At 38.3% G+C, this 21,885-nt stretch carries 20 protein-coding genes; 10 read left to right on the top strand and 10 right to left on the bottom strand.

Annotation, left to right across the window (positions count from 1 at the left end; genetic code table 11):
* Positions 1-383 precede the first annotated feature (383 nt).
* The gene (locus tag AC1M89_RS04220; protein WP_481613944.1) at positions 384-1,358 is read left to right on the top strand and encodes a hypothetical protein; all 975 of its coding nucleotides are present in this window, start codon (positions 384-386) and stop codon (positions 1,356-1,358) included.
* Between the two features lie 254 nt (positions 1,359-1,612).
* On the opposite strand, the gene AC1M89_RS04215 is transcribed toward AC1M89_RS04220, so the two are convergent.
* A complete protein-coding gene (locus AC1M89_RS04215) occupies positions 1,613-2,869 on the bottom strand; it encodes a putative solute-binding protein (protein WP_481608723.1) in 1,257 nt (418 codons plus the stop codon).
* A 224-nt stretch (positions 2,870-3,093) separates the two neighbouring features.
* Between AC1M89_RS04215 and AC1M89_RS04210 the strand changes: the two genes are divergently transcribed.
* From AC1M89_RS04210 to AC1M89_RS04190, 5 genes are all read left to right on the top strand, one after another.
* Positions 3,094-3,708, top strand: coding sequence for a 5-formyltetrahydrofolate cyclo-ligase (locus AC1M89_RS04210; RefSeq protein ID WP_481613943.1), 615 nt, complete (start codon positions 3,094-3,096; stop codon positions 3,706-3,708).
* Positions 3,709-3,824: 116 nt separating this feature from the next.
* Positions 3,825-6,251 (top strand): endopeptidase La, encoded by a 2,427-nt coding sequence (lon, locus tag AC1M89_RS04205; protein ID WP_035269773.1) that lies wholly within the window; start codon positions 3,825-3,827, stop codon positions 6,249-6,251.
* 155 nt (positions 6,252-6,406) lie between these two features.
* Positions 6,407-6,889: a 23S rRNA (pseudouridine(1915)-N(3))-methyltransferase RlmH gene (rlmH, locus tag AC1M89_RS04200; protein WP_035268469.1), complete on the top strand. Its 483-nt coding sequence runs from the start codon at positions 6,407-6,409 to the stop codon at positions 6,887-6,889.
* Positions 6,890-6,989: 100 nt separating this feature from the next.
* Positions 6,990-7,766 (top strand): DODA-type extradiol aromatic ring-opening family dioxygenase, encoded by a 777-nt coding sequence (locus AC1M89_RS04195; RefSeq protein WP_092766821.1) that lies wholly within the window; start codon positions 6,990-6,992, stop codon positions 7,764-7,766.
* Positions 7,767-7,919: 153 nt separating this feature from the next.
* Positions 7,920-8,696: a DUF4377 domain-containing protein gene (locus tag AC1M89_RS04190; protein WP_481608725.1), complete on the top strand. Its 777-nt coding sequence runs from the start codon at positions 7,920-7,922 to the stop codon at positions 8,694-8,696.
* 51 nt (positions 8,697-8,747) lie between these two features.
* On the opposite strand, the gene gdhA is transcribed toward AC1M89_RS04190, so the two are convergent.
* A complete protein-coding gene (gene gdhA / locus AC1M89_RS04185) occupies positions 8,748-10,091 on the bottom strand; it encodes an NADP-specific glutamate dehydrogenase (RefSeq protein WP_035268479.1) in 1,344 nt (447 codons plus the stop codon).
* Between the two features lie 336 nt (positions 10,092-10,427).
* On the opposite strand from gdhA, the gene AC1M89_RS04180 reads away from it, so the two are divergent.
* Positions 10,428-11,219: an RnfABCDGE type electron transport complex subunit B gene (locus tag AC1M89_RS04180; protein ID WP_180027938.1), complete on the top strand. Its 792-nt coding sequence runs from the start codon at positions 10,428-10,430 to the stop codon at positions 11,217-11,219.
* The gene (gene nth / locus AC1M89_RS04175) at positions 11,220-11,921 is read left to right on the top strand and encodes an endonuclease III (protein ID WP_481597251.1); all 702 of its coding nucleotides are present in this window, start codon (positions 11,220-11,222) and stop codon (positions 11,919-11,921) included.
* On the opposite strand, the gene AC1M89_RS04170 is transcribed toward nth, so the two are convergent.
* The 4 genes from AC1M89_RS04170 to AC1M89_RS04155 form a co-directional block, all read right to left on the bottom strand.
* Positions 11,918-12,070 carry a hypothetical protein gene (locus AC1M89_RS04170; RefSeq protein ID WP_481608727.1) on the bottom strand — a complete coding sequence of 51 codons (153 nt, stop codon included), beginning with the start codon at positions 12,068-12,070 and terminating at the stop codon, positions 11,918-11,920. The two genes, nth and AC1M89_RS04170, sit on opposite strands and share 4 nt — an antisense overlap.
* A 75-nt stretch (positions 12,071-12,145) precedes the next feature.
* Complete coding sequence (gene adk / locus AC1M89_RS04165) at positions 12,146-12,805, bottom strand: adenylate kinase (RefSeq protein WP_035268488.1); 660 nt, start codon at positions 12,803-12,805, stop codon at positions 12,146-12,148.
* A gap of 75 nt (positions 12,806-12,880) precedes the next feature.
* On the bottom strand, positions 12,881-14,197 hold the full coding sequence (locus AC1M89_RS04160) for a DUF445 domain-containing protein (RefSeq protein ID WP_035268489.1): 1,317 nt from the start codon (positions 14,195-14,197) through the stop codon (positions 12,881-12,883).
* Between the two features lie 64 nt (positions 14,198-14,261).
* A complete protein-coding gene (locus AC1M89_RS04155) occupies positions 14,262-14,777 on the bottom strand; it encodes a hypothetical protein (protein ID WP_481613942.1) in 516 nt (171 codons plus the stop codon).
* Positions 14,778-15,013: 236 nt separating this feature from the next.
* On the opposite strand from AC1M89_RS04155, the gene mrdA reads away from it, so the two are divergent.
* A complete protein-coding gene (mrdA, locus tag AC1M89_RS04150) occupies positions 15,014-17,095 on the top strand; it encodes a penicillin-binding protein 2 (RefSeq protein WP_481613941.1) in 2,082 nt (693 codons plus the stop codon).
* Complete coding sequence (rsmD, locus tag AC1M89_RS04145) at positions 17,096-17,647, top strand: 16S rRNA (guanine(966)-N(2))-methyltransferase RsmD (RefSeq protein ID WP_481608729.1); 552 nt, start codon at positions 17,096-17,098, stop codon at positions 17,645-17,647. It begins immediately after the preceding gene.
* A 4-nt stretch (positions 17,648-17,651) separates the two neighbouring features.
* Here the strand turns inward: rsmD and AC1M89_RS04140 are convergent, their stop codons facing one another.
* The 4 genes from AC1M89_RS04140 to lpdA all read right to left on the bottom strand — a co-directional run bounded on the left by AC1M89_RS04140 (position 17,652) and on the right by lpdA (position 21,879).
* Positions 17,652-18,131, bottom strand: coding sequence for a hypothetical protein (locus tag AC1M89_RS04140; RefSeq protein WP_481613940.1), 480 nt, complete (start codon positions 18,129-18,131; stop codon positions 17,652-17,654).
* 77 nt (positions 18,132-18,208) lie between these two features.
* Positions 18,209-19,099 carry a succinate--CoA ligase subunit alpha gene (gene sucD / locus AC1M89_RS04135; RefSeq protein WP_035268498.1) on the bottom strand — a complete coding sequence of 297 codons (891 nt, stop codon included), beginning with the start codon at positions 19,097-19,099 and terminating at the stop codon, positions 18,209-18,211.
* Between the two features lie 12 nt (positions 19,100-19,111).
* Complete coding sequence (gene sucC, locus AC1M89_RS04130) at positions 19,112-20,278, bottom strand: ADP-forming succinate--CoA ligase subunit beta (RefSeq protein ID WP_035268500.1); 1,167 nt, start codon at positions 20,276-20,278, stop codon at positions 19,112-19,114.
* Positions 20,279-20,445: 167 nt separating this feature from the next.
* Positions 20,446-21,879, bottom strand: a complete 1,434-nt coding sequence (lpdA, locus tag AC1M89_RS04125; protein WP_035268502.1) for a dihydrolipoyl dehydrogenase — start codon at positions 21,877-21,879, stop codon at positions 20,446-20,448.
* Positions 21,880-21,885: the final 6 nt, after the last annotated feature.

The raw sequence follows: 21,885 nt of genomic DNA, 5'->3' as shown, positions 1-21,885 counted from the left end.
TCTTATTTTTGAATAAACATCCTTGCGCTTTATCCCAAATTAATAATCAATATTAATAATTTTTGATTTTTATCACATTATCATCACCATAAACAAATTATTACACGCTTTTCTAAAATAAATATATTTAATCCTCAATATTATTTAATTATTTAAACCTATTGCTTTATATATATTTAACAATATAAAAAAATTGACATATTATTTGTAAATTTGGTTAATAATGACCTAGTAACTTTTCTAAAATTTAAATTATTATTCCCCATAATAGAAATTACACAAAAAGTATTTCATTTTAATGTCTTCTTATTGTTTAAAGACTTCATATTATTAGTCAAACATTATAAACAATGAGAATAGATTTATATTTAAAGGAAGAGAATATGTCTAAATTAGCAAAATTGGCTGGGGTTGCGAGTATTGCTGCATTACTAAGTGCATGTGGTGGTGGAAGTGACTCGAAGCTTGACACGCCAAATGATAATTATATTAAACCAGGCGATGTGAGCTCTACATTTATACCTTTTAAAGATAAAGATTTTTTAACAAAACTTAAAGAAACGCTTGGTTTTTCAGAATCTTTAAATGTCATGGATGATCGATTTAATCAAGCATTAGGACACATGATTGGCGAAACATTGGGTGATGGACCCATTACTCGTACAGGTAGAGTAATTGAATTAACAGATCAAGGAACAAGTGCATTTACAATTTTTAGAAATTTAATTTGTACTGAGCTAACTAAAAGTGGAACTACTCAAACAATCAAGCTAAAAAGTGGTAATGATTCTTGTGCTACTAGTTTCGGCAAGGAAGTCGTAACATTTAAAGGAGGATCTATTTCGCTTACTGAAACATTAAGCTCAACCACAGTAGAGTTTAATAATGCGCTTTATACACCGTGGACTGATACATCTAAACTATATTTAGTCACTGGTAAAATTGTAAAAGATACAGTTGGTTCTAATGGCGCAATTTATTCTGTAAAAGATCCTTTAAAATTCCAGATTTTAGATAAAAACAACCCTAGCACTACATTGGAATATATGGGGCTACAAGATTATGAATACCGTTTCTTTGATGATCAATTACAAAGTGTGTCAAGTAAAGGTACAATCGTTGGCCAACCTAAAGATGCTAATTTTTCATATGCATTCAACTTCAGTGTAACTCAACCCTTCGAAAAAGAGTCGTGGAGAATTTACCCGAAAGCAGGCGGTAAGTTAGAAATTATTGATGAGTACAATCAAAAGATTGTCGTTGAACAAACTAAAGATTATTCATCATCCGCATCAGTTCGCTTTAACTCAGGCGTGCCAACTAATGTGTCTTGGAGCGATATCGTTAAAAAGAAATAGGTATAAAGCCCCCATCTGGGGGCTTTTTTTACCCATTTAATTTCATGTGTTGCGCGTTCTCTGACATTCTAAGCTGCTCATAATGCACTGGATCATATGCGCATGCACTCATCAACAAAGTAGAAGTAACTACTGCGATAAAAATTTTCATCTCACATTTACTCTTAAACCTAGATGTGAGTAATTTAAAGCATGGCTAAAAACAAATAAAACCGATTAAAATTATAAAAACAATCTATTTTTTAGATTATTAGTTACTCATCTTGAAGCGCACACTCATAATTCTTAGGATCATCACTACATCGTATCTTTTTAAGGATAGACATCATTTCAGGATGATAATGCCCTTCTTTTGTCATCTGAATTCTAGCTTCGCGCATAATTTTCAAATATCCAGGTTTCTCAGCATCTCTTATATTCATCCAAAATTTAGGATCAATTTTAGATTCAGTTTGATTAATAAATTTATAAGCCGGTGTTAATTGCTTGGAAATAATCTCCCTTGCTATAGGCCCCATTCCAGCAGGAAATTTATTTCGATGCATAATCAATGTACCCGTTACTTGAACGAGTGGAAAACGAATAATTGCGCCTCGTACCTCGCCCTTGCTTGTCATTCCACGATAGAGTTCTAAAGGTTCAAATAAGATTGCAGGCGCTGCGATAATATCAACTTCCTTATTGTTGAATTTTCCGCCTACAGAAGTTAAATCCACTGAAACTGGTTGAGCACCAACATTTTGGACTAATTTTTTTTGGGTTGCGTCAAAACTCATTACAGCAACTTTTTTCCCAGCTGCTTTAGATAAAGTATCAATTTTACGATCATTTACCATAATATAAGCAGCACCTAAAGGCACAATACCTACAACCTCATAATCCTTATTGACCATTTTCGAATCAAATTCAGGTCTTGCTAACAGCTGAATCACTTTAGTCAGTTGTTTATAGTTTTGAACTGCACCTATTGCATCAATACTTCCAACAAAAGAGTTGAATTGCTTGGCACGTAAATTACTTATTCCAGCACCATCACAACGTTTACTTCTAAAGTCTTCAGTTAAAACCCGTTCATCTGTATAGACTTTTAAATTAACTTCAGTGGATGTTTTTTGCTTTAATTTTGGATAATTCAAATCTATCTGCATTTGTAGCTTAGCCGTACGATTGACAGTCATTTGCACGCCGAAATCTTGAGCAACTTTAGCAATTCGTGGTAATTCACTCATATAGCTCGTCGCCTGCTCAAATGCTTCACCATGAGCACCGCTCGGTGAATACACACATAAGGTGACTTGTTTCGGAATCTGTTGCCAAACTTTTGGATCATTCAGTAGTTTTTTTATTTTATTCACAGAATGGCTGGACAGTGATAAATCCAACTTAGAGCTAGTTTGAGCATTTACATGATTTGTGATTAGACCAGAAAGACTAATTACTGTCGTGAGCATAACCATACGATAAGCATGCTTGCTCTTTTTAAATAGAATACCGTATTTTTTATTTTTCATTATCGTTCCCTTTTCTATTTTTTATGATCAGAACTTAACTGATCCGATAGAGTTCAGCTTATCGGCTTCAATTTAAAATTAAATTGACCCTAATCATTTATTTGTTACACCTAGAGTAAATGAAAAATATACTATCGAAAATATTCAAATCAGGTTGATTAAACCTGAGTAAAAATCGATAAACTACTTACCTTACACATGCACTTAGATTGGTATAGTTTGAAATGCAGTTGCAAACACAACTTTTAAGAAAAACTCTACGCTCTCGTAGAAGACAACTCTCAATTTTTACGCAACGACGTTCTGCTTTTCAGGTTTTGTCAAAAATCCAATCTCACTCTAAATTTAAATCTGCACAAAAAATTGGGATTTATTTAGATGCATTCGGTGAAGTTAAAACACATATCCTAATCATGCATTGCTTTTCGAAGCATAAAGTCGTTTATCTCCCAAAAGTCTCCAGACTTGATTCAACTTTAAAATGGGTTCCAATTTCAAAGCATCAATATCTAAATAAACGTTTTACTAAACATAAATTAGGCATGTATGAGCCTATGCATAGATTGGGGAAAAATGTAAAACAAATTGATTTACTGTTGATGCCCCTAGTAGCCTGTGATTATCATGGAACACGTATGGGTATGGGAGGCGGCTTTTATGATAGAACGTTAAAGCATGCGAGCAATCACCCCTATCGCATCGGTTTAGCGTATGACTTTCAATTAATCTTAGATCCTTTAAAGCGCCAACCTTGGGATCAGCCATTAGATGAGTTAATCACCCCTAGAAAACGATTAAAATTCAAACGAAGAATATTAATTCACCCTAAATCCAACTGAATTTATCAAGATTAGTAGAAATAAATCGAATTTTATCGATTTTCACCCTTGTATTTTTTAAATTACACATCACTATAAAAATATGGCAACACCGTTGTCACTCATTAGGAGTGCTCATGACTGATATTATTATGAATGAAGAAAACTTAGAACTTCAGACCCCTAGCGTGTTACCGCTATTAGCTTTGCGTGATGTTGTGGTTTATCCCCACATGCAAATTGCGCTTTTTGTCGGCCGTGAAAAATCGATTAAAGCAGTTGATGTAGCTCGTAACAGTGACAATTTAGTTTTTGTAGTAGCTCAACAAGATTCTCTTACAGAAGAAATTGATCACGACAATTTATATCAATACGGTACTGTCGCGAAGATTGTACAAGTCGTAAATCATGAAAACGATGAAAACTGCATTAAGGTTTTAATCGAGGGTATTTATCGCTCTAAATTGATTAATATTTACGATCAAAACGATTATTTAGAAGCTGAACACAGCCTTAGCCCAATGACGATCCGTATGGAGTCGGCAACTCAACAAACTCGCCTCGAAGAATTGCGTGGTCTTTTCAGCCAATACGCTGAAGCGAAACTACGTAATGCGCGTGAGTTAATTAATGCTGCAAATAAAATCGATGATTTATTGCAACTCATGTTCTTTGTCGCTACACGCGTGCCGTTAAACATTGAAGTGAAACAAAAATTCCTCGAACACGATGAATTTGAAGCTCATTTACAAGAGTTAATGACTTATTTGCTTCAACAGTCTGAAGAACAACAGATTGAGCAAAATTTACATGACAATGTAAAACGTCAAATGGAAAAGAATCAGCGCGAATATTTTCTAAATGAAAAAATGAAAGTTATTCAGCGTGAACTTTCTGACATGAATGGCGGTGCTGAAGATGACATTGCTGAGATAGAAAAACGCTTAGCTGAAGCGGATCTTCCTGAGCATGTTCGTAAAAAAGCAGAAGGTGAATTCCGTAAGCTCAAAGCAATGCAGCCTGCATCGAGTGAAGCAGCCGTAGTTCGTAATTACATCGAAACTATATTAGATACACCATGGAATAAGGCGAGCAAAGTAAGTATCAATCTTGCTAAAGCTCAAGATATTCTTGATGCTGATCATTATGGTTTGGATGAAGTTAAAGAACGTATCGTTGAATATCTTGCTGTTCAGTCACGTGTAAAAAAACTACGTGGACCAGTATTGTGTCTCGTAGGTCCTCCTGGTGTAGGTAAAACCTCATTAGGTGAGTCTGTAGCTAAAGCAACAGGTCGCGAATTCGTTCGAATGGCACTTGGTGGTGTTCGTGATGAGGCTGAGATTCGTGGACATCGCAGAACTTATATTGGTGCGATGCCTGGTAAGATTGTGCAATCACTTTCTAAAGTCGGTGTAAAAAACCCTTTATTCCTACTCGATGAAATTGACAAAATGGCTCAAGATCATCGTGGTGATCCTGCATCTGCCTTGTTAGAAGTGCTTGATCCTTCACAGAATCACAAATTCAACGATCACTATCTCGATCTTGATCTTGATTTATCTGAAGTCATGTTTATTTGTACTGCAAACAGTATGAATATACCTGAAGCTTTGTTAGATCGTATGGAGGTCATTCGCCTTCCTGGTTATACAGAGGAAGAGAAAATCAATATTGCTGAGCGTTACTTAGTACCTAAAGCAATCAAGAATAATGGCTTACGTGCTAAGGAATTAAGTGTACACGAAGAAGCAATTCGAGATATCGTACAACGCTATACACGTGAAGCTGGTGTTCGAAGTTTAGAGCGTGAAGTCTCTAAAATCGCACGTAAAGTGGTTAAAGAAGCGGTTAGTAAAAAAGCGAAAAATCTTCAAATTGAAGTTAATTCGGCAAATCTACCTGACTACTTAGGGCCGCATAAATTCGATTTTGGTATGGCTGAAGAAGAAGCTCAGGTCGGTCGTGTTAATGGTCTAGCTTGGACTTCAGTTGGTGGTGAACTACTGACAATTGAAGTTGCAGCAATGAAAGGTAAAGGCAAATTTGTAACCACTGGTTCTTTAGGTGATGTTATGAAGGAGTCTATTACTGCAGCGATGACCGTAGTGCGTACACGAGCTGATGCTTTGGGTATCGATTCTACTCGCTTTGAAGAAACCGATATTCACGTGCACTTACCTGAAGGCGCTACGCCTAAAGATGGTCCTTCAGCTGGTCTTGCTTTAACGACAGCATTAGTTTCTGCGTTTACTGGCATTGCGATTCGACCTGACATTGCAATGACTGGTGAAACCAGCTTGAGTGGCCGTGCAATGCGTATTGGTGGTTTAAAGGAAAAATTACTGGCTGCACATCGTGGCGGTGTAAAAATGGTCTTTATTCCACAGGAAAATGCACGTGATTTAGTCGAAATTCCTGATAATGTGAAAGAAGGTTTAGATATCAAAGTTGTAAAATCAATTGATGAAATTTTACCACTAGCATTAACCTCTATGCCCAAGCCATTAGTCAAAACACCCATTGTGAAAGCAGTTGACGAATCAAAATCTGCTCGACACTAATCGGTCTTTTAAGTGAAGAAAGAGAGCTTAGGCTCTCTTTTTTATAAGATGCCAATGGATGCAAAATTAACAACCCATTATGTTTTAACTTTTGATTTTATAAATTCATCACTTTGAAATGTATAATATCGTGAAACTTCTAGTGACACATTTTCATGAAAATTCGTATCTTGACCATTGGTCAAAAAATGCCAGCATGGGTTCTTACTGGTTTTGAAGATTATTTCAAAAGAATTCAACCTTTTGTACAAACTCAAATTGTTGAGCTTCCTATGGCGAAACGCGGAAAGAATGACTCTGAAGCTGATATTTTAAAATACCGTAATATCGAAGGCGATAGCATTTTAAATGCACTGAAAGGAAATGAACTTTTAATTGCACTTGAAGTGGGAGGAAAAGAGTTTAGTACAGAAAAATTAGCTGAAACCATGAAAGGTTGGATGCTTGAAGGGAATGATGTTGTGCTCGCGATTGGTGGACCTGATGGACATTCTGATGCAGTTCGTAAAGCTGCTGCTTGGCACTGGTCTTTATCTAAATTAACGCTACCCCACCCTATGGTTCGCATTCTGTTGATTGAACAACTTTACCGTGCCATGAGCATTAATCATAACCATCCGTACCATCGTGCTGGATAATCGTTCCGAATTTGCAACATGATGTTCAAATTTAAATGGTTACTCTGACTTCTAAAATTTGCGATGATCACCTCATACATCTAAGAATGGAACCACCCTCATGACTATTCAAACGCTACCTGGTTTATTCATATCACATGGCTCTCCAATGCTGGCTTTGAATCCTGAACAGGTTGGTCCAGCTTTACATCGCTTGAGTCTCAATTTGCCCAAACCTAGAGCGATAATCGTCATGTCTGCGCATTGGGAAAGCAATGCACTCGAAGTAAGTACGGGGACTAGACCTGAAACATGGCACGATTTTCGAGGTTTCCCAGATGCACTCTATGAAATTCGCTATCCTGCCCCTGGTGCTCCAGATGTTGCTGAACAAGTTTTAAATTTATTCGCTGAGGCACAAATTACTGCACATGCCAATAGTACACGACCTCGTGATCATGGCGTATGGATGCCTTTATTACATATGTATCCAGAAGCTGATATCCCCGTAGTCGAAATCTCTTTACCCATGACGATGTCTGCTGAAGCGATATTTAAAATTGGTCAAGCTCTCGCTCCATTAAGAGATCAGCAAATATTATTAATTGGCTCGGGAAGCATTACCCATAATTTAAGAGAGCTTGCTTGGCATGGTGAAACGAGTGAAGTTCCAGAATGGGCATCAACTTTTAGAAACTACGTGGTGCAGCAGCTCACTCATTCGGATTATCCTGCTATTTTAGCGTGGAATACGATTCCTCATGTTCATCGTAACCACCCTACGATAGAACACTTTGCACCTTTATTTTTTTCTATGGGCACTGGTGATCGTTTTAGCATTGTACATAGTAGTTTTACCATGGGTGCTTTAGGGATGGATATTTATCGCTTTGATTGAGAGAAAATAAAATATCATTTTTTAAATGACCATCACGAAATAATCATCGATCAATGGATACATTTTGATACTGAAAAGTGCAGAATGTATCCATAATTTTTTAGATCTCCTGCGTTATCCTTCCTCGGATCAATACAATTTAGAAAGCTTGTTATGAAATTAAAATTAATTACCTTGGCTATTTTGCCTATCACACTTGCTGCGTGTCAGACTTCCGATCTACAAAAAGTTGGGGATTTAGCTGTGTCTGTGCTTCAACAACAAAATGCTGATCAAACTCTCGCTGCATACCAATGGCAAGCCAATCCACAAAATGCGCCTCAACCAATCACTTTAAACTTCACCGCTGATAAAAAACTTTCAATTCAAACGAGCTGCAATACTTTATTTGGCGGGTTTGAGCTAAAAAACAATACTATCGTAGCTGCTCAACTTGCATCTACCATGAAGGGATGTAATGGTTTGGCTGCCGAACAAGAACGCTTTGCTGGAAATCTATTTTCCCAAGCTGCTGTTCCTTTCGTGCTTAATTTAAATGATCGTGATAATCCAACGTTGACTTTGGTACAGCCGAATGGTGAAAAGATTATCTTCACGGGTAAAATGACACCTGAAACCAAATACAAAACCCAAGGTGAAACCATATTTCTTGAAATTTCGCCAGAAACTAAACAATGTACTGGTGTAACTCCCCAAACTTGTCTACAAGTCAGAGAAATAAAATACAACGATAGTGGTATTAAAACGCAAGTCGATAAAGACTGGACTTTATTCTACGATCAAATTGAAGGTTTTTCACATAGTCCGAATGAACGTCAAATCATTCGTGTAAAACGTTATGAAATTAAAAATCCTGCTGCAGATCAATCAAAGTATGCTTATATTTTTGATATGGCTGTAGAGCGTGAAGCTGTAAAAGGTTCTTTATAAAGAATAAAAAACCGAGGCTAAGCCTCGGTTTTTTTATTTTTGAATATATTCTTAGAATACACCCTGAGCTAACATCGCATCAGCAACTTTTACGAAACCAGCAATGTTCGCACCATCTACATAATTCACAGTACCATCTTCTTGAGTACCGAATTTTACGCAGTTACGGTGAATTTCTTTCATGATTGCATGTAAACGCTCATCTACTTCTTCGAAAGACCAACCTAAACGAAGCGCATTTTGAGACATTTCAAGACCAGAAGTTGCAACACCACCTGCATTAGATGCCTTACCTGGAGCATACAGAATTTTTGCATCAACGAATTTTTCAACTGCAGCAAGTGTAGAAGGCATATTTGCGCCTTCAGCTACGCAGATCACACCATTTGCAAGCAATTTATCCGCATCATCAGCATCTAATTCATTTTGTGTTGCACATGGAAGTGCGATATCACACTTAATACCCCAAGGACGTTGCCCTTCAAGATATTCAAAACCATGCTTCGCTGCAAACTCAGAAATACGACCACGTTGAACGTTTTTAAGCTCCATTACTTCAGCTAAAAGCTCTGGAGTTAAACCGTCTTTAATGTATACAGTACCAGCTGAATCTGAAAGTGAAACAACTTTTGCGCCCAAATACATTGCTTTGTCAGCAGCAAACTGTGCAACGTTACCCGAACCAGAGATTGTAACTACCTTGTCTTTGAAACTGTCGTTACGAGTCTTAAGCATTTCCTCAGCGAAATACACTGTACCGTAACCAGTTGCTTCAGGGCGCGCTAGTGAACCACCAAAAGTTAAACCCTTACCTGTAAATACGCATGAAGTGTCATTGCTGAGCTTCTTCATCATACCCGCCATGTAACCAACTTCGCGGCCACCAACACCAATATCACCCGCAGGAATATCTGTGTCAGATCCTAAGTGACGGTATAACTCGATCATGAGTGCTTGGCAGAAACGCATGATTTCGCCTTCTGATTTACCTTTAGGGTCAAAATCAGAACCACCTTTACCACCACCCATTGGTAGTGTAGTTAACGCATTTTTGAAAGTCTGTTCAAAACCTAAGAATTTTAGGATTGAAAGGTTCACTGAAGGGTGGAAACGCATACCACCTTTGAATGGACCAATTGCTGAGTTGTACTGAACACGGAACGCACGGTTAACGTGTGTTTGACCTTGATCATCAACCCAAGAAACGCGGAATTGAATCGCACGTTCAGGTTCAACTAAACGTTCTAATAAACCATGAGCTGCATACTTAGGGTTCTTTTCAATAAAAGGCCATAAGCTTGTCATCACCTCTTCAACAGCTTGAAGAAATTCTGGTTGATGTGCATCACGTGTTTTAACGTAGTCTAGGAAGTCGTTAAGGCTGTTGTATTTCAACGCTTAATCCTCAGCAGAAAATGGATCAAAATTGGTCAAAATTTCAATATATTGATAAGTTTTGGCGCAAAGTATTAAATATCTTTTACAGGCACTGTACAATAGTTTTCATAATTTTTTTTAATATTTTTTTAATTTCAATTACTTAATTATAGTATTTAATAATTTTAAATTATCAAATTCATTACTTTTAATTATCAATTAATGCTTATTCGGCGCTTTTATTGCCCGATAAATGACCCATAACAGCGCACCCCAAACTAACACTAATCATGTTAAAATCATTCATATTTCGCACCTATGATCTCCTTTTCGCTTGATTAAGTTTTAACGTACATGCACGCACAAATCTCATTGATACAACAAGTTGATGCTTTCCTACCTCAAACCCAATGTGGTCTATGTGGCCACCGTGATGGTTGTTTACCTTATGCTAAAGCTATTGTAGAAGGAGAAGACGCGAATAAATGTGTCCCTGGCGGTCAACCTGTTGCTGACGCAATTGCTCACTTACTGAATCGCCCTAAGCTTAAAGCTGAAGAAAGCGTTTGGCCAATTCAATCTGATGGTCGCCCACAGCGTATGAAAGCGATCATACGTGAAGACGAGTGTATTGGTTGCACTAAATGCATCAGTGCTTGCCCTGTAGATGCCATCATTGGATCAGGAAAGTTAATGCATACTGTGTTAACTGATCTTTGTACTGGATGCGAATTATGTATACCACCTTGTCCAGTTGACTGTATCGATCTTGTTGAAGATTTACAGCCCATACCAAATGAGCAAGCCCGCATCCTAGAACAAAATGATCTTAGAAATCGTTATTATGCTCATATTCAACGTGAGGAAAATCGCAGTCTTCATCGCAAAGGTCCTGTCGTTAAAGCTGAAATTGATACTGCGCTTTTTGCTCAATTTTCAAAACAATTACAATCAGTACCTACTATTCAAACGATAAAAAAAACAGCGCTTCATAAGACATTAGATGCAAAATCTACAATCGAACTTGCCAAATTACGTACACAAATTAAAAAGCTTGAAAAACAACTTGCTGTACGTGAGAGTGTCGATAAGCAAGAGCAACTCAATACTTTATATGAAAAACTCAATTCAATTGAGGGTGTTTAAATGAACGTTAAAACACCTAAAACTGTAAAAAACATGACAAAAAACCAAATTCAAATTTTTTTTGAAAGATTAAGAGCTCAACGCCCAAACCCTAAAACAGAGCTGAATTATTCTTCACCCTTTGAGTTGTTAGTTGCTGTGACCTTATCAGCACAAGCCACTGATGTAAGCGTAAATAAGGCCACAGATAAGCTTTTCCCTGTAGCAAACACACCTGAAGCAATCTATGCCTTAGGTGTAGAAGGATTAAAATCTTATATTAAAACAATAGGTCTCTATAACTCTAAAGCTGAAAATGTCATCAAAGCTTGTGAAATATTGATTAAACAACACAACAGTACTGTTCCTAACAACCGTGCTGATTTAGAAGCACTTCCGGGCGTAGGTCGAAAAACTGCAAATGTGGTATTAAATACCGCTTTTGGTCAACCAACCATGGCCGTTGATACCCACATCTTTCGATTAGGTAATCGTACTGGACTTGCGGTAGGAAAAAATGTACTCGAAGTTGAACACCGTCTAGTTAAAGTGATTCCAAAAGAGTTTATTGTAGACGCTCATCATTGGTTAATTTTACATGGACGTTATTGCTGTATTGCGCGGAAGCCAAAGTGCAATGAATGTGTTGTGAGTGATGTGTGCAACTGGCCTGAACGTTTCGAATATGGAGCGACAAGACAGATCGATTTAAAACAGGTTTAACGATCAAGAGATTTTTTTTTATCTTTTTTCTCTTTATCTAATTTCATCTGTTTTTGACTATCGCGAAGTAATTTAAAACTTATAAATACCAAAAAAGACAATACTGCCAAACATGCAAGCATCAATAAAATAATGGCAATATTTTGCACTTGTTTACCTTAACATCATAAAAAAGAAGCCCTAATATGACTTAGGGCTTCTTTTTTGTCAAAGCTGAATAATGGTTATTTAGTTTGATCTAAAATTGCAAAAAGTTCTTTTTGAACTTCTTCAATAGGACGAAGTCCATTCAACTTATCATACGTTGGCGCATTTTCACCTGAAGCTGCACGCCCTTGGTAAAAGCCAACCAACTGTTCAGTTTCAGTATGATACGAACCTAAGCGCTTACGAATTGTTTCTTCTTGGTCATCTGGACGCTGAACTAAATCTTCACCAGTTTCATCATCTTTGCCTTCCACTTTTGGTGGGTTGTAGACGATATGATAAACACGACCTGATGCTGGATGTTGGCGACGACCCGATAAGCGTTTAACGATTTCTTCATCAGGCACATCAATTTCGATCACGTGATCAATATCAATGCCTTCTTTTTCCAAAGCTTCAGCTTGAGGAATCGTACGAGGGAAACCATCAAAGATACAACCATTTGCACAATCTGGTTGTGCAATACGCTCTTTAACCAGACCAATAATCAGTTCGTCAGAAACTAGACCACCATTGTCCATTACAGATTTTGCCTGTAGACCGAGTTCAGTTCCTTCACGAATTGCAGCACGGAGCATATCACCGGTTGAAATTTGTGGGACATTGTAGCGCTTGCAGATCAACTGAGCTTGAGTACCTTTACCTGCTCCAGGTGGTCCGAGTAATATAATGCGCATAAATAAACATCCTCATTTTAACTATATCGACGATACTTGGTTAATGTCTTTGGTAGGCACCAATCCAGCATCTATTTATAAGAAAGCCACAAATAAATGAATCAGACCCGCGAAGAAACCTGTTACCCCACCTAGCACAATTAAGATCCATTCGTCTTCCTGGAATGCAGGACGTAATAGATTTTGAAACTCGCGCGGCGTTAATTCACGGATACGTTCTTTAAACATTTGATAGATTTTCTGTGCGCGGCTCGCATTAAAAGCTGGGTCGCATACAGGCACCATCGTAATTTCAATTGAGCGATCGATCAAGTCTGTCTTGAGTTTTGCATACTCTTTTGGACCTAAAGATAGCTGTAATGATGTACGAACCAATGGTGTTTCCATGATTTCATTGATATGACGTTTAACAATACGGCGTGTTTTGTCTTTTTTTCCACCATACATCATTTCCATCATAATAGATTTCAATGTAATCAAATCTTCAGTCACTACACGTGCAAATACATCAGATACTTCTTCTTGGCGCTTCATAAACGCACCTTGAATATTATAAGAACCAATGCGTGGAATGACAGGTTTTATCCAAGGGAATTTACGATCTTTCGTTAATTCAAAGAATTGTGGATAACGTATATAGTGTGGTTCAACTGGATTAAATACCATCCAAATTGCAATCCAATTTGTTAAAAAGCCCCAAATTGCTGCCCAGAATGGTACAGTCCAATGCCAAGGCACCACAAACCAAACGATCATTTGGAAGATACCGAAGAACATACCGATTAATGCACTGATATGCCAAATGAAGTTAATTTCTTTTTGACCCACTTTTAGGAACATATTGACCATCAATTGACGGTCGCCTTCCATTTGACTCACTACCATCGCACGCATATCCACGAGCGACTCAACATTTAAAGTTAATTCGGTTACGAGCTCTTTCAAAACATTTGGAAGTTGCTTATGTGCTTGCGCATAAATACGTCTCTTGATTGAGTAAGGTAAGTTTTCCCATAGAACCGCATTGCGATCCATCATCACTTCATCAATTAAGTGCTCTAACTCAAAGCCAACCTGTTCACCAATGATACGAGCAGTATCCTCGGGATCCATCGCATCTAAGAACTCTCGTAAGGAGCCAAGTTTTGATAGTGTATTGTCGGTAATAATACCCGATATACGTCCTGCCTTACGTGGAACAATTCCTTGCCATCCCACCGGAAGCGGACCTAAGTGAAAACCCCAAAACTTAATTGGATAAAACACCATCTTGAGTGCCATCCAGACGTGAGCCCAAGTCACAAATGCGGTTACTGGGATAATACTCAGTACTGCATAAAAATCAGGTCGATTGACGAAGGCTTGCCACAAATCACTCACATATCCAAACATTCATGACTCTCATATTCATATATCTAATTGCAGTCGAACTTGAGGTATAAAACCATAAAGCTTTCTAAAATCCTACACTTAAGGTGTAAGCAAACTGTAGTTCTGGTTTAGTTTCAAAAATCACTTGGTTTCCTTGCGTGATTTCCTCTCCTGCTTTTATCCCTACACTAAATGTACTAATTCTTTCTTTATTCAGCATGACATAAGATAAATCTATACCACCACCGAGTTGAGATTCCTTTTCACCATTGACTGTTTTTGATTTTAGATGACCAGCAAATGCACCTACATAAAATCCATTTAAGTCCTTAGTTCCGAGAATTATTGGGTAACGAAAACCGACTTGAGCACCCACATCGTGGTCGTCATTTAAGAAAGCGCCAAGCTTTCCGTATCCAATACCGTATGGAGTGACGTATTCTAAATTCCCATGCGCTAACCGTTGTGTAACACCAGCACCCACATTTATTTTAGAAAATTGTTCTGGTTTCAATTTTGCTTCAGGATAAAACGATGAAAAATCTGCGTATGCTAAATTCCCTACCCACATCATGACAGCAAAGGAAACGATTTTTCTCATTATTTTCTCCATTTTCTCAAACTGAGAACAATATTATTATTCATCCATAGTGATTCGACTTTAACAGAATAATTTTCGTTCTTATATACAACAAGCTTTAAAATTAGTGTCTATTTGGTCAAATTTTAATTTTTATAACATACGAACTATTTATTAATTTTACAAATTTTATAGTCAATCTGAGTTAAAATACTTTGATATAAAGTCAGCTTTTACCCGCAAAAAAGTAAAGATCTATGAAGCAGCAGTTCCCACTGAAGAATGTACAACAAGAAAAGCGAATTTTTCGTAGTCGAGTGGTGTTTGCTATTTGCGTGGTAATCTTTTTTTTACTTGTTCTATTGTCTCGATATGCTTATTTGCAAATTGTGCATTACGACCAGTTTAAAGATGCATCGGACAAAAACCGAATTCGTTTACAACCGATTTCCCCTGCCCGCGGTTATATTTTTGATCGTAACGGCATTCTACTGGCTGACAATTATCCAGTTTTTACGGCTACATTAAGTAAAGCGGATGTGCCTGATATTGAAGACACGGTAGAACGCCTTAGAAAGATTATTGACTTGAGCGAAGAAGACATTGAACGCTTCATGAGTCGTGTAAAAACCGCAAAAAAGACTGAACGTGTAACGCTTAAACTAAACTTAACTGAAACAGATATCGCTAAATTTAGCGAAGTAAAGTTTAAATTTCCTGGTGTTTCCATTGAAACCCAAATGACGCGTTATTACCCACATGGTGAATTATTTGCCCATGTTATTGGGTATGTCGGTCGTATTAATGATAAAGAACTTAAAAGCATTGATAAAGATGCTTACGCAGGCACCAACCTGATCGGTAAAATTGGCGTAGAAAAATTTTACGAAGACCTGTTGCATGGTTCACCTGGCTTTGAATCTATTGAGACAGATGCATTTGGTAATGTCTTACGGAAGTTAGGGCGTAAAGATTCTGTACGCGGTAATGACCTCTATTTATCACTTGATTATGGTCTCCAAACAGTAGCTGCTGAGCAACTTGCGGGGCGTCGTGGTGCAATTGTTGCAATGGATCCACGTACAGGTGAAATTTTGGCACTCGTTTCGAGTCCGAGTTTCAACCCCAATTTATTCGTGACTGGTATCAGTCATACAGACTATAGTGCACTGCGTGACAATTTAGATCAGCCGTTGTATAACCGCGCAGTTCAAGGGACCTATCCACCAGGTTCTACCATTAAGCCTATGGCTGCATTAGGGGGTATTCACTACGGTATTGTCGATTGGTCAACTGCTATTTCAGATCCAGGTTATTTCCACTTACCAGGAGACTCTCACAAATTCCGCGACTGGAAAAAAACGGGGCATGGTGTAGTCAATATGCACAAGTCCATTGTTGTCTCATGTGATACTTACTATTACGTTCTTTCTTACCAGATGGGGATCGATCGTATGAACACATGGATGCGTCAGTTTGGATTTGGTGAGAAAACGGGTGTAGACCTTCCTAGCGAAAGTACAGGATTGTATCCTTCGCCAGAATGGAAAATGCGTACTCGCAATTCTAAATGGCTCAAAGGGGAAACAATCTCAGTCAGTATTGGGCAAGGTGCGTTCACTTCTACCCCCTTGCAACTTGCGATGGCAACTGCAATTACTGCAAATCATGGCGCCCATGTTACACCGCATGTATTACGTGAAACCAAAGGAACAAAGCAATTCAAAGTCCACAATGCACCAGATTATAAAATTGCCTTCAATGGTACTGATGAAGATTGGATTAAGATGCGTGATGCCATGGTGGATGTGATCCAATCTGGAACAGGTAAAGGGATTCGTGGTGGACTGCAATATCAAATTGCGGGTAAAACAGGTACCGCTCAGGTCAAGAGTATTGCGCAAGGTAAAAAGTATAACGAAGCTTTATTAACTGAACGTCAACTCGATCACGGCTTATTTGTAGGCTTCGCCCCTGCCGACAACCCAGAAATAGCGATTGCAGTGATATGGGAAAATGGTCGTGGAGGTTCAGGAGCAACCGCGCTCGCACGTCCTGTATTAGATTATTGGTTACTCCATCGTGATCGTAAGCCAATAAAGCCGATGAATCATGTTGTCAGCGGCGGCTTAATGACAGCAGGCATTAAGCCTGGTGAATTACCTAGCGGATCTAGTAATTTATCAGCCGATCCAAATGCACTTCCTCGTGAACTCCAAACATCACGTAACAGCAACAGTGCAACGAATGCAACGAATGCAACGAATGCAACGAATGCAACGAATGCAACGAATGCAACGAATGCAACCACTGACACTCAACGTAACACGAGTCAATAAATGAAAAATCAACTCCGCATCATTGGTGGTGAATGGAAACGACGTGTATTACCTTTTGCCACTATTGAGGGTTTAAGACCAACACCAGATCGTGTACGCGAAACTTTATTTAATTGGTTAATGTGGGATATTCAACAAGCGCAGGTGCTAGATGTTTGCGCTGGATCTGGTGCATTAAGTTTTGAAGCGCTATCTCGAGGGGCAGCTCATGTCACGATGATCGAACCTAATTTAGAGCAAAATAAATTTTTAAAATCAAACTTAGCGCTTTTAAATGTGAATAATGCAAAACTGATTCTAAGCACTGCCCAAATCGCGCTAAAACAACTCTCAAACAATCAATTCGATGTAGTTTTTTTAGATCCTCCCTATAGTTTAAATCTTTGGGAGGAGTTGGCTTCATTGATTGACCCAAAACTCAAAGCAGATGCATTTATTTATGTCGAAGCCGATCAACCATTGTCATCACTTAATCTACCTTCTTCATGGCGTCTCATAAAAGAAACCAAAGCTGGAACTGTTAAATCAGGCCTTTATCAAAAAATAGATTAGACATTTAAAATGTCTGATTCCAAAAAATCCGAATCAATCTGCCTCGATCGTAGGGAAACGAGGATAAAAACTCGTATCCTATCGTTTGATTCTCTTTCAGTAAATACTCAACACCGTATCCAAACGTAATGCTTAATTGTTCCAGATTTGATAAGTCAAAATGACCTGTATCAAGTTTATTCTTCAATTCATTCCGATCAAAAGCCGTGAAATTAAAAAATTGAATACGTTCGGATTGAAAAATTGAATGCGTCAATACATCAAATCTCGAATATTCTTTCTCATTTAATTCTGCAATCTTGGTCTGTTCACTATTTAAATCTTCTATGGCAGGCTCATAGTGAAGTTCTTGCTGAGCTTCAAAAAAATTAAAAATGAGATTTTGATCATTCGTATTTTCATCATGATCCAAGGAATTCGCGTGAACAGCAGAAATTGAAAAAAACATCAAAGCTTGTAAATAAAGTTTTAAATTTTGAATCATATTAATTTTACGTTTCTATATCTTATTATTATGCATGAAAAAAAGCCTCCACTCAGGAGGCTTTTTTACTTAAAGCATTAAGCTAGACCTTTTTCTTTAAGTACTTCTAGCATCGTTGAACCAAGTTCAGCTGGGCTACGTGTATATGCCATTCCAGCACGTTCAAACGCAGCGAATTTTTCTTCTGCCGTGCCTTTACCACCTGAAATAATAGCACCAGCATGACCCATTCGCTTACCTTTCGGTGCAGTCACACCAGCAATATAACCAACAACAGGTTTGGTCACATTTGATTGGATATATTCTGCCGCTTCTTCTTCAGCTGTACCACCAATCTCACCAATCATAATAATTGCATCTGTGTCTGGATCATCTTGGAACAGTTTCAAAGCATCAATCTGATTCATACCAGGGATTGGATCTCCACCAATACCAATACACGTTGATTGACCTAATCCTAACTTCGTAGTTTGTGCAACAGCTTCATAGGTCAACGTACCAGAACGCGAAATAATACCGATTCGTCCTGGCTGATGAATATGTCCTGGCATAATACCAATCTTACATTCACCCGGCGTGATAACACCTGGACAGTTTGGACCCACTAAGCGAGTGCCATTTCCATTGGTTTCTAGATAGCGTTTCGCTTTCAGCATATCAATGGTTGGTACACCTTCAGTGATAACAACAATCAGTCCAACGCCAGAGTCAACTGCTTCAACGATAGAATCCAATACAAATGGTGCAGGAACGTAAATGACCGATGCATCAGCACCAGTCTCTTTCACTGCATCTTTCATTGTATTGAATACAGGTAGATTTAAATGAGTTTGACCGCCTTTACCTGGAGTCACACCACCCACAACCTTAGTACCATAAGCCAAAGCTTGTTCTGAGTGGAATGTACCATTTTTACCCGTAAAGCCCTGTACCAATACTTTAGTGTCTTTATTAATTAATACGCTCATGATTGATACTCCTTATGCTTTTACTGCAGCAACAATTTTTTCTGCGGCATCAGATAAGCCGTTTGCAGAAATTAGTTTAAGACCAGATTCATCAAGTAATTTTGCACCTAGTTCTGCATTATTCCCTTCTAAGCGAACAACAACAGGCACTGTTACATTTACTTCTTGAACCGCTGCAATAATTGCTTCAGCAATCATGTCACAACGCACAATACCACCGAAGATATTGATCAGCACACCTTGTACTGACTGATCCGCTAAAATGATCTTGAATGCTTCAATTACACGCTCTTTGGTTGCGCCACCACCTACATCCAAGAAGTTTGCTGGTTGACCACCATAGAGTTTAATGATGTCCATGGTTGCCATTGCAAGACCTGCTCCATTCACCATACAACCAATATTACCTTCTAAAGCAACATAGTTAAGGTCAAACTCAGATGCCTTGAGCTCACGCTCATTTTCTTGCGATTTATCTCTTAAAGCAGAAACTTCTGGCAAACGATATAAAGCATTCGAATCAATACCGACCTTGGCATCAACACACAAAATTTCACCATTTTCACGGACTGACAATGGATTAATTTCAAACAATGCGAAATCATTTTCTACGAACGCTTGATAAGCTGCAGACATAATTTTAACAAATTGATTAATCTGTTTATCTTTCAGCTCTAAAGCAAAAGCGACTTCACGAGCTTGGAAAGGAAGTAAGCCAACCAATGGATCTACTTCAACTTTAATAATTTTTTCTGGAGTTTCTTCAGCGACTTTTTCAATTTCGACACCACCTTCAGTAGAAGCCATGAAAGTAATACGACGTGATGAACGATCAACAACTGCGCCTAAATACAATTCACGCTCAACTGGATAGACATCTTCTGCAACGAGTACACTGTTAACTGGTTGCCCATTTGCATCCGTTTGATATGTAACTAAACGAGTACCAATAATTTGCGAAGCATATTCTTTTGCTTCATCAGCTGACTTAACAACTTTAACGCCGCCAGCTTTTCCACGCCCACCGGCATGTACTTGTGCTTTCATAACAGCGAATTTGCCGCCTAGCTGTTCAAATGCTTTTACTGCTTCCTCTGCATTTGTAGCGATGATGCCTTCCTGAACTGGCATACCATATTTTTTTAACAGCGATTTCGCCTGATACTCGTGTAAATTCATTGTTTTACCTTTTACTACTTTTCACTTTTTATGACACACCAATATTTAAACTTCCTTCGCAATAAATATTGGCATTTATTAAATTTAGTATTCTAGTTTTAGATGATTATTCAAACAAAAACAACCACCAAATGCAAAAAGAGCGGCCTCAGCCGCTCTTTTTTGTGTTATTTACGTTTACGCTGAATCGCGTGAATCGCTCGCCCATCTACTGCTAACGCAGCTTCATGAACTACTTCAGAGAATGTTGGGTGACCAAATGTCATTAATTGAAGATCTTCAACGCTTGATACAAATTCAAGTGCGATCATACCTTGGTGAACGATATCAGACGCAGCAGGTCCAATCACGTGCATACCAAGCAAACGATCCGTTTTAGCGTCAGCAACAAATTTCACGAAACCAGCGTTTTCTCCTGCTGCCATCGCACGACCATTCGCTGCGAAACCAAATTGACCTGTTTTAACTTCGTGACCTTTTTCTTTCGCTTGTTCTTCTGTTAAACCAACCCACGCCGCTTCAGGGTGTGTATAGATCACAGAAATAATCGTGTCATAGTTCACTTGAGCTGCGTGACCATGAATACGTTCAACAGCCATTACGCCTTCTTCCATTGCTTTATGTGCAAGCATTGGACCACGTACTAAGTCACCAATTGCATATACACCTTCAACAGAAGTTGCACACCAATCATTTACTTCAACCAAACCACGTTCAGTAAGTTTAATGCCAGAATCTTCTGCTAATAAACCTTCTGCATACGCTTTACGACCCACGCAAACGATCAATTTGTCGAAAGTCTGAGTTTTGTCTTCGCCACCTTGAGTGTACTTAACTGTCACTTCACGACCATTGATTTCTGTACCAGCTACTTTTGCGCCAACACGAATATCAAGACCTTGCTTCGTTAATACTTTTTGGTAATCTTTAGCCAAAGCTTTATCAGCCATTGGTAAAAATGCATCCATTGCTTCAAAAACAACAACCTCTGCACCCAAACGACGCCATACTGATCCTAGTTCAAGACCAATTACACCTGCACCAATTACACCTAAACGTTTAGGTACTTCTTGGAATTCAAGCGCACCGGTAGAATCAACGATAAGATCTTGATCTACAGGAGCAACAGGAATATTTACAGGAACAGAACCAGAGGCAAGAATGACATATTTAGGTTCTAAAATTTGAGTTTCACCTTCATGTGGAACAAACTCAACTTTTTTACCAGCTAATAATTTACCTGTACCCTGCAACCATTCAATACCGTTACCTTTCAATAGGCCATCGATACCCATTGTAAGTTGGTTGACGATTTTATCTTTACGAGCAAGTAACTTTTGAAGATCGAATTTCACTTCGCCCGTCGTAATACCATGATCATCTAAATGATGAACAGTATCTTCATAACGATGTGAAGAGTCTAAAAGTGCTTTAGATGGGATACAACCCACGTTCAAGCAAGTACCACCTAAAGATGGTTTTCCTTTATGAATACGCTTTTCAATACATGCAACTTTGAAACCCAGTTGTGCTGCACGAATAGCAGCTTCATAACCACCTGGACCACCGCCGATTACTACTAAATCAAATTGTTGAGACATTCTTCT

Source organism: Acinetobacter sp. ANC_7635 (genome assembly GCF_056779945.1).
This window is presented reverse-complemented; position numbering and strand designations above follow the sequence as displayed.

Bases quoted from the DNA above. Each gene is read 5' to 3' on its own strand.
- AC1M89_RS04220 (WP_481613944.1), top strand. From the start codon at position 384: ATGTCTAAATTAGCAAAATTGGCTGGGGTTGCGAGTATTGCTGCATTA.
- AC1M89_RS04215 (WP_481608723.1), bottom strand. From the start codon at position 2,869: ATGAAAAATAAAAAATACGGTATTCTATTTAAAAAGAGCAAGCATGCT.
- AC1M89_RS04210 (WP_481613943.1), top strand. From the start codon at position 3,094: ATGCAGTTGCAAACACAACTTTTAAGAAAAACTCTACGCTCTCGTAGA.
- lon (WP_035269773.1), top strand. From the start codon at position 3,825: ATGACTGATATTATTATGAATGAAGAAAACTTAGAACTTCAGACCCCT.
- rlmH (WP_035268469.1), top strand. From the start codon at position 6,407: ATGAAAATTCGTATCTTGACCATTGGTCAAAAAATGCCAGCATGGGTT.
- AC1M89_RS04195 (WP_092766821.1), top strand. From the start codon at position 6,990: ATGACTATTCAAACGCTACCTGGTTTATTCATATCACATGGCTCTCCA.
- AC1M89_RS04190 (WP_481608725.1), top strand. From the start codon at position 7,920: ATGAAATTAAAATTAATTACCTTGGCTATTTTGCCTATCACACTTGCT.
- AC1M89_RS04180 (WP_180027938.1), top strand. From the start codon at position 10,428: ATGCACGCACAAATCTCATTGATACAACAAGTTGATGCTTTCCTACCT.
- nth (WP_481597251.1), top strand. From the start codon at position 11,220: ATGAACGTTAAAACACCTAAAACTGTAAAAAACATGACAAAAAACCAA.
- adk (WP_035268488.1), bottom strand. From the start codon at position 12,805: ATGCGCATTATATTACTCGGACCACCTGGAGCAGGTAAAGGTACTCAA.
- AC1M89_RS04160 (WP_035268489.1), bottom strand. From the start codon at position 14,197: ATGTTTGGATATGTGAGTGATTTGTGGCAAGCCTTCGTCAATCGACCT.
- AC1M89_RS04155 (WP_481613942.1), bottom strand. From the start codon at position 14,777: ATGAGAAAAATCGTTTCCTTTGCTGTCATGATGTGGGTAGGGAATTTA.
- mrdA (WP_481613941.1), top strand. From the start codon at position 15,014: ATGAAGCAGCAGTTCCCACTGAAGAATGTACAACAAGAAAAGCGAATT.
- rsmD (WP_481608729.1), top strand. From the start codon at position 17,096: ATGAAAAATCAACTCCGCATCATTGGTGGTGAATGGAAACGACGTGTA.
- AC1M89_RS04140 (WP_481613940.1), bottom strand. From the start codon at position 18,131: ATGATTCAAAATTTAAAACTTTATTTACAAGCTTTGATGTTTTTTTCA.
- sucD (WP_035268498.1), bottom strand. From the start codon at position 19,099: ATGAGCGTATTAATTAATAAAGACACTAAAGTATTGGTACAGGGCTTT.
- sucC (WP_035268500.1), bottom strand. From the start codon at position 20,278: ATGAATTTACACGAGTATCAGGCGAAATCGCTGTTAAAAAAATATGGT.
- lpdA (WP_035268502.1), bottom strand. From the start codon at position 21,879: ATGTCTCAACAATTTGATTTAGTAGTAATCGGCGGTGGTCCAGGTGGT.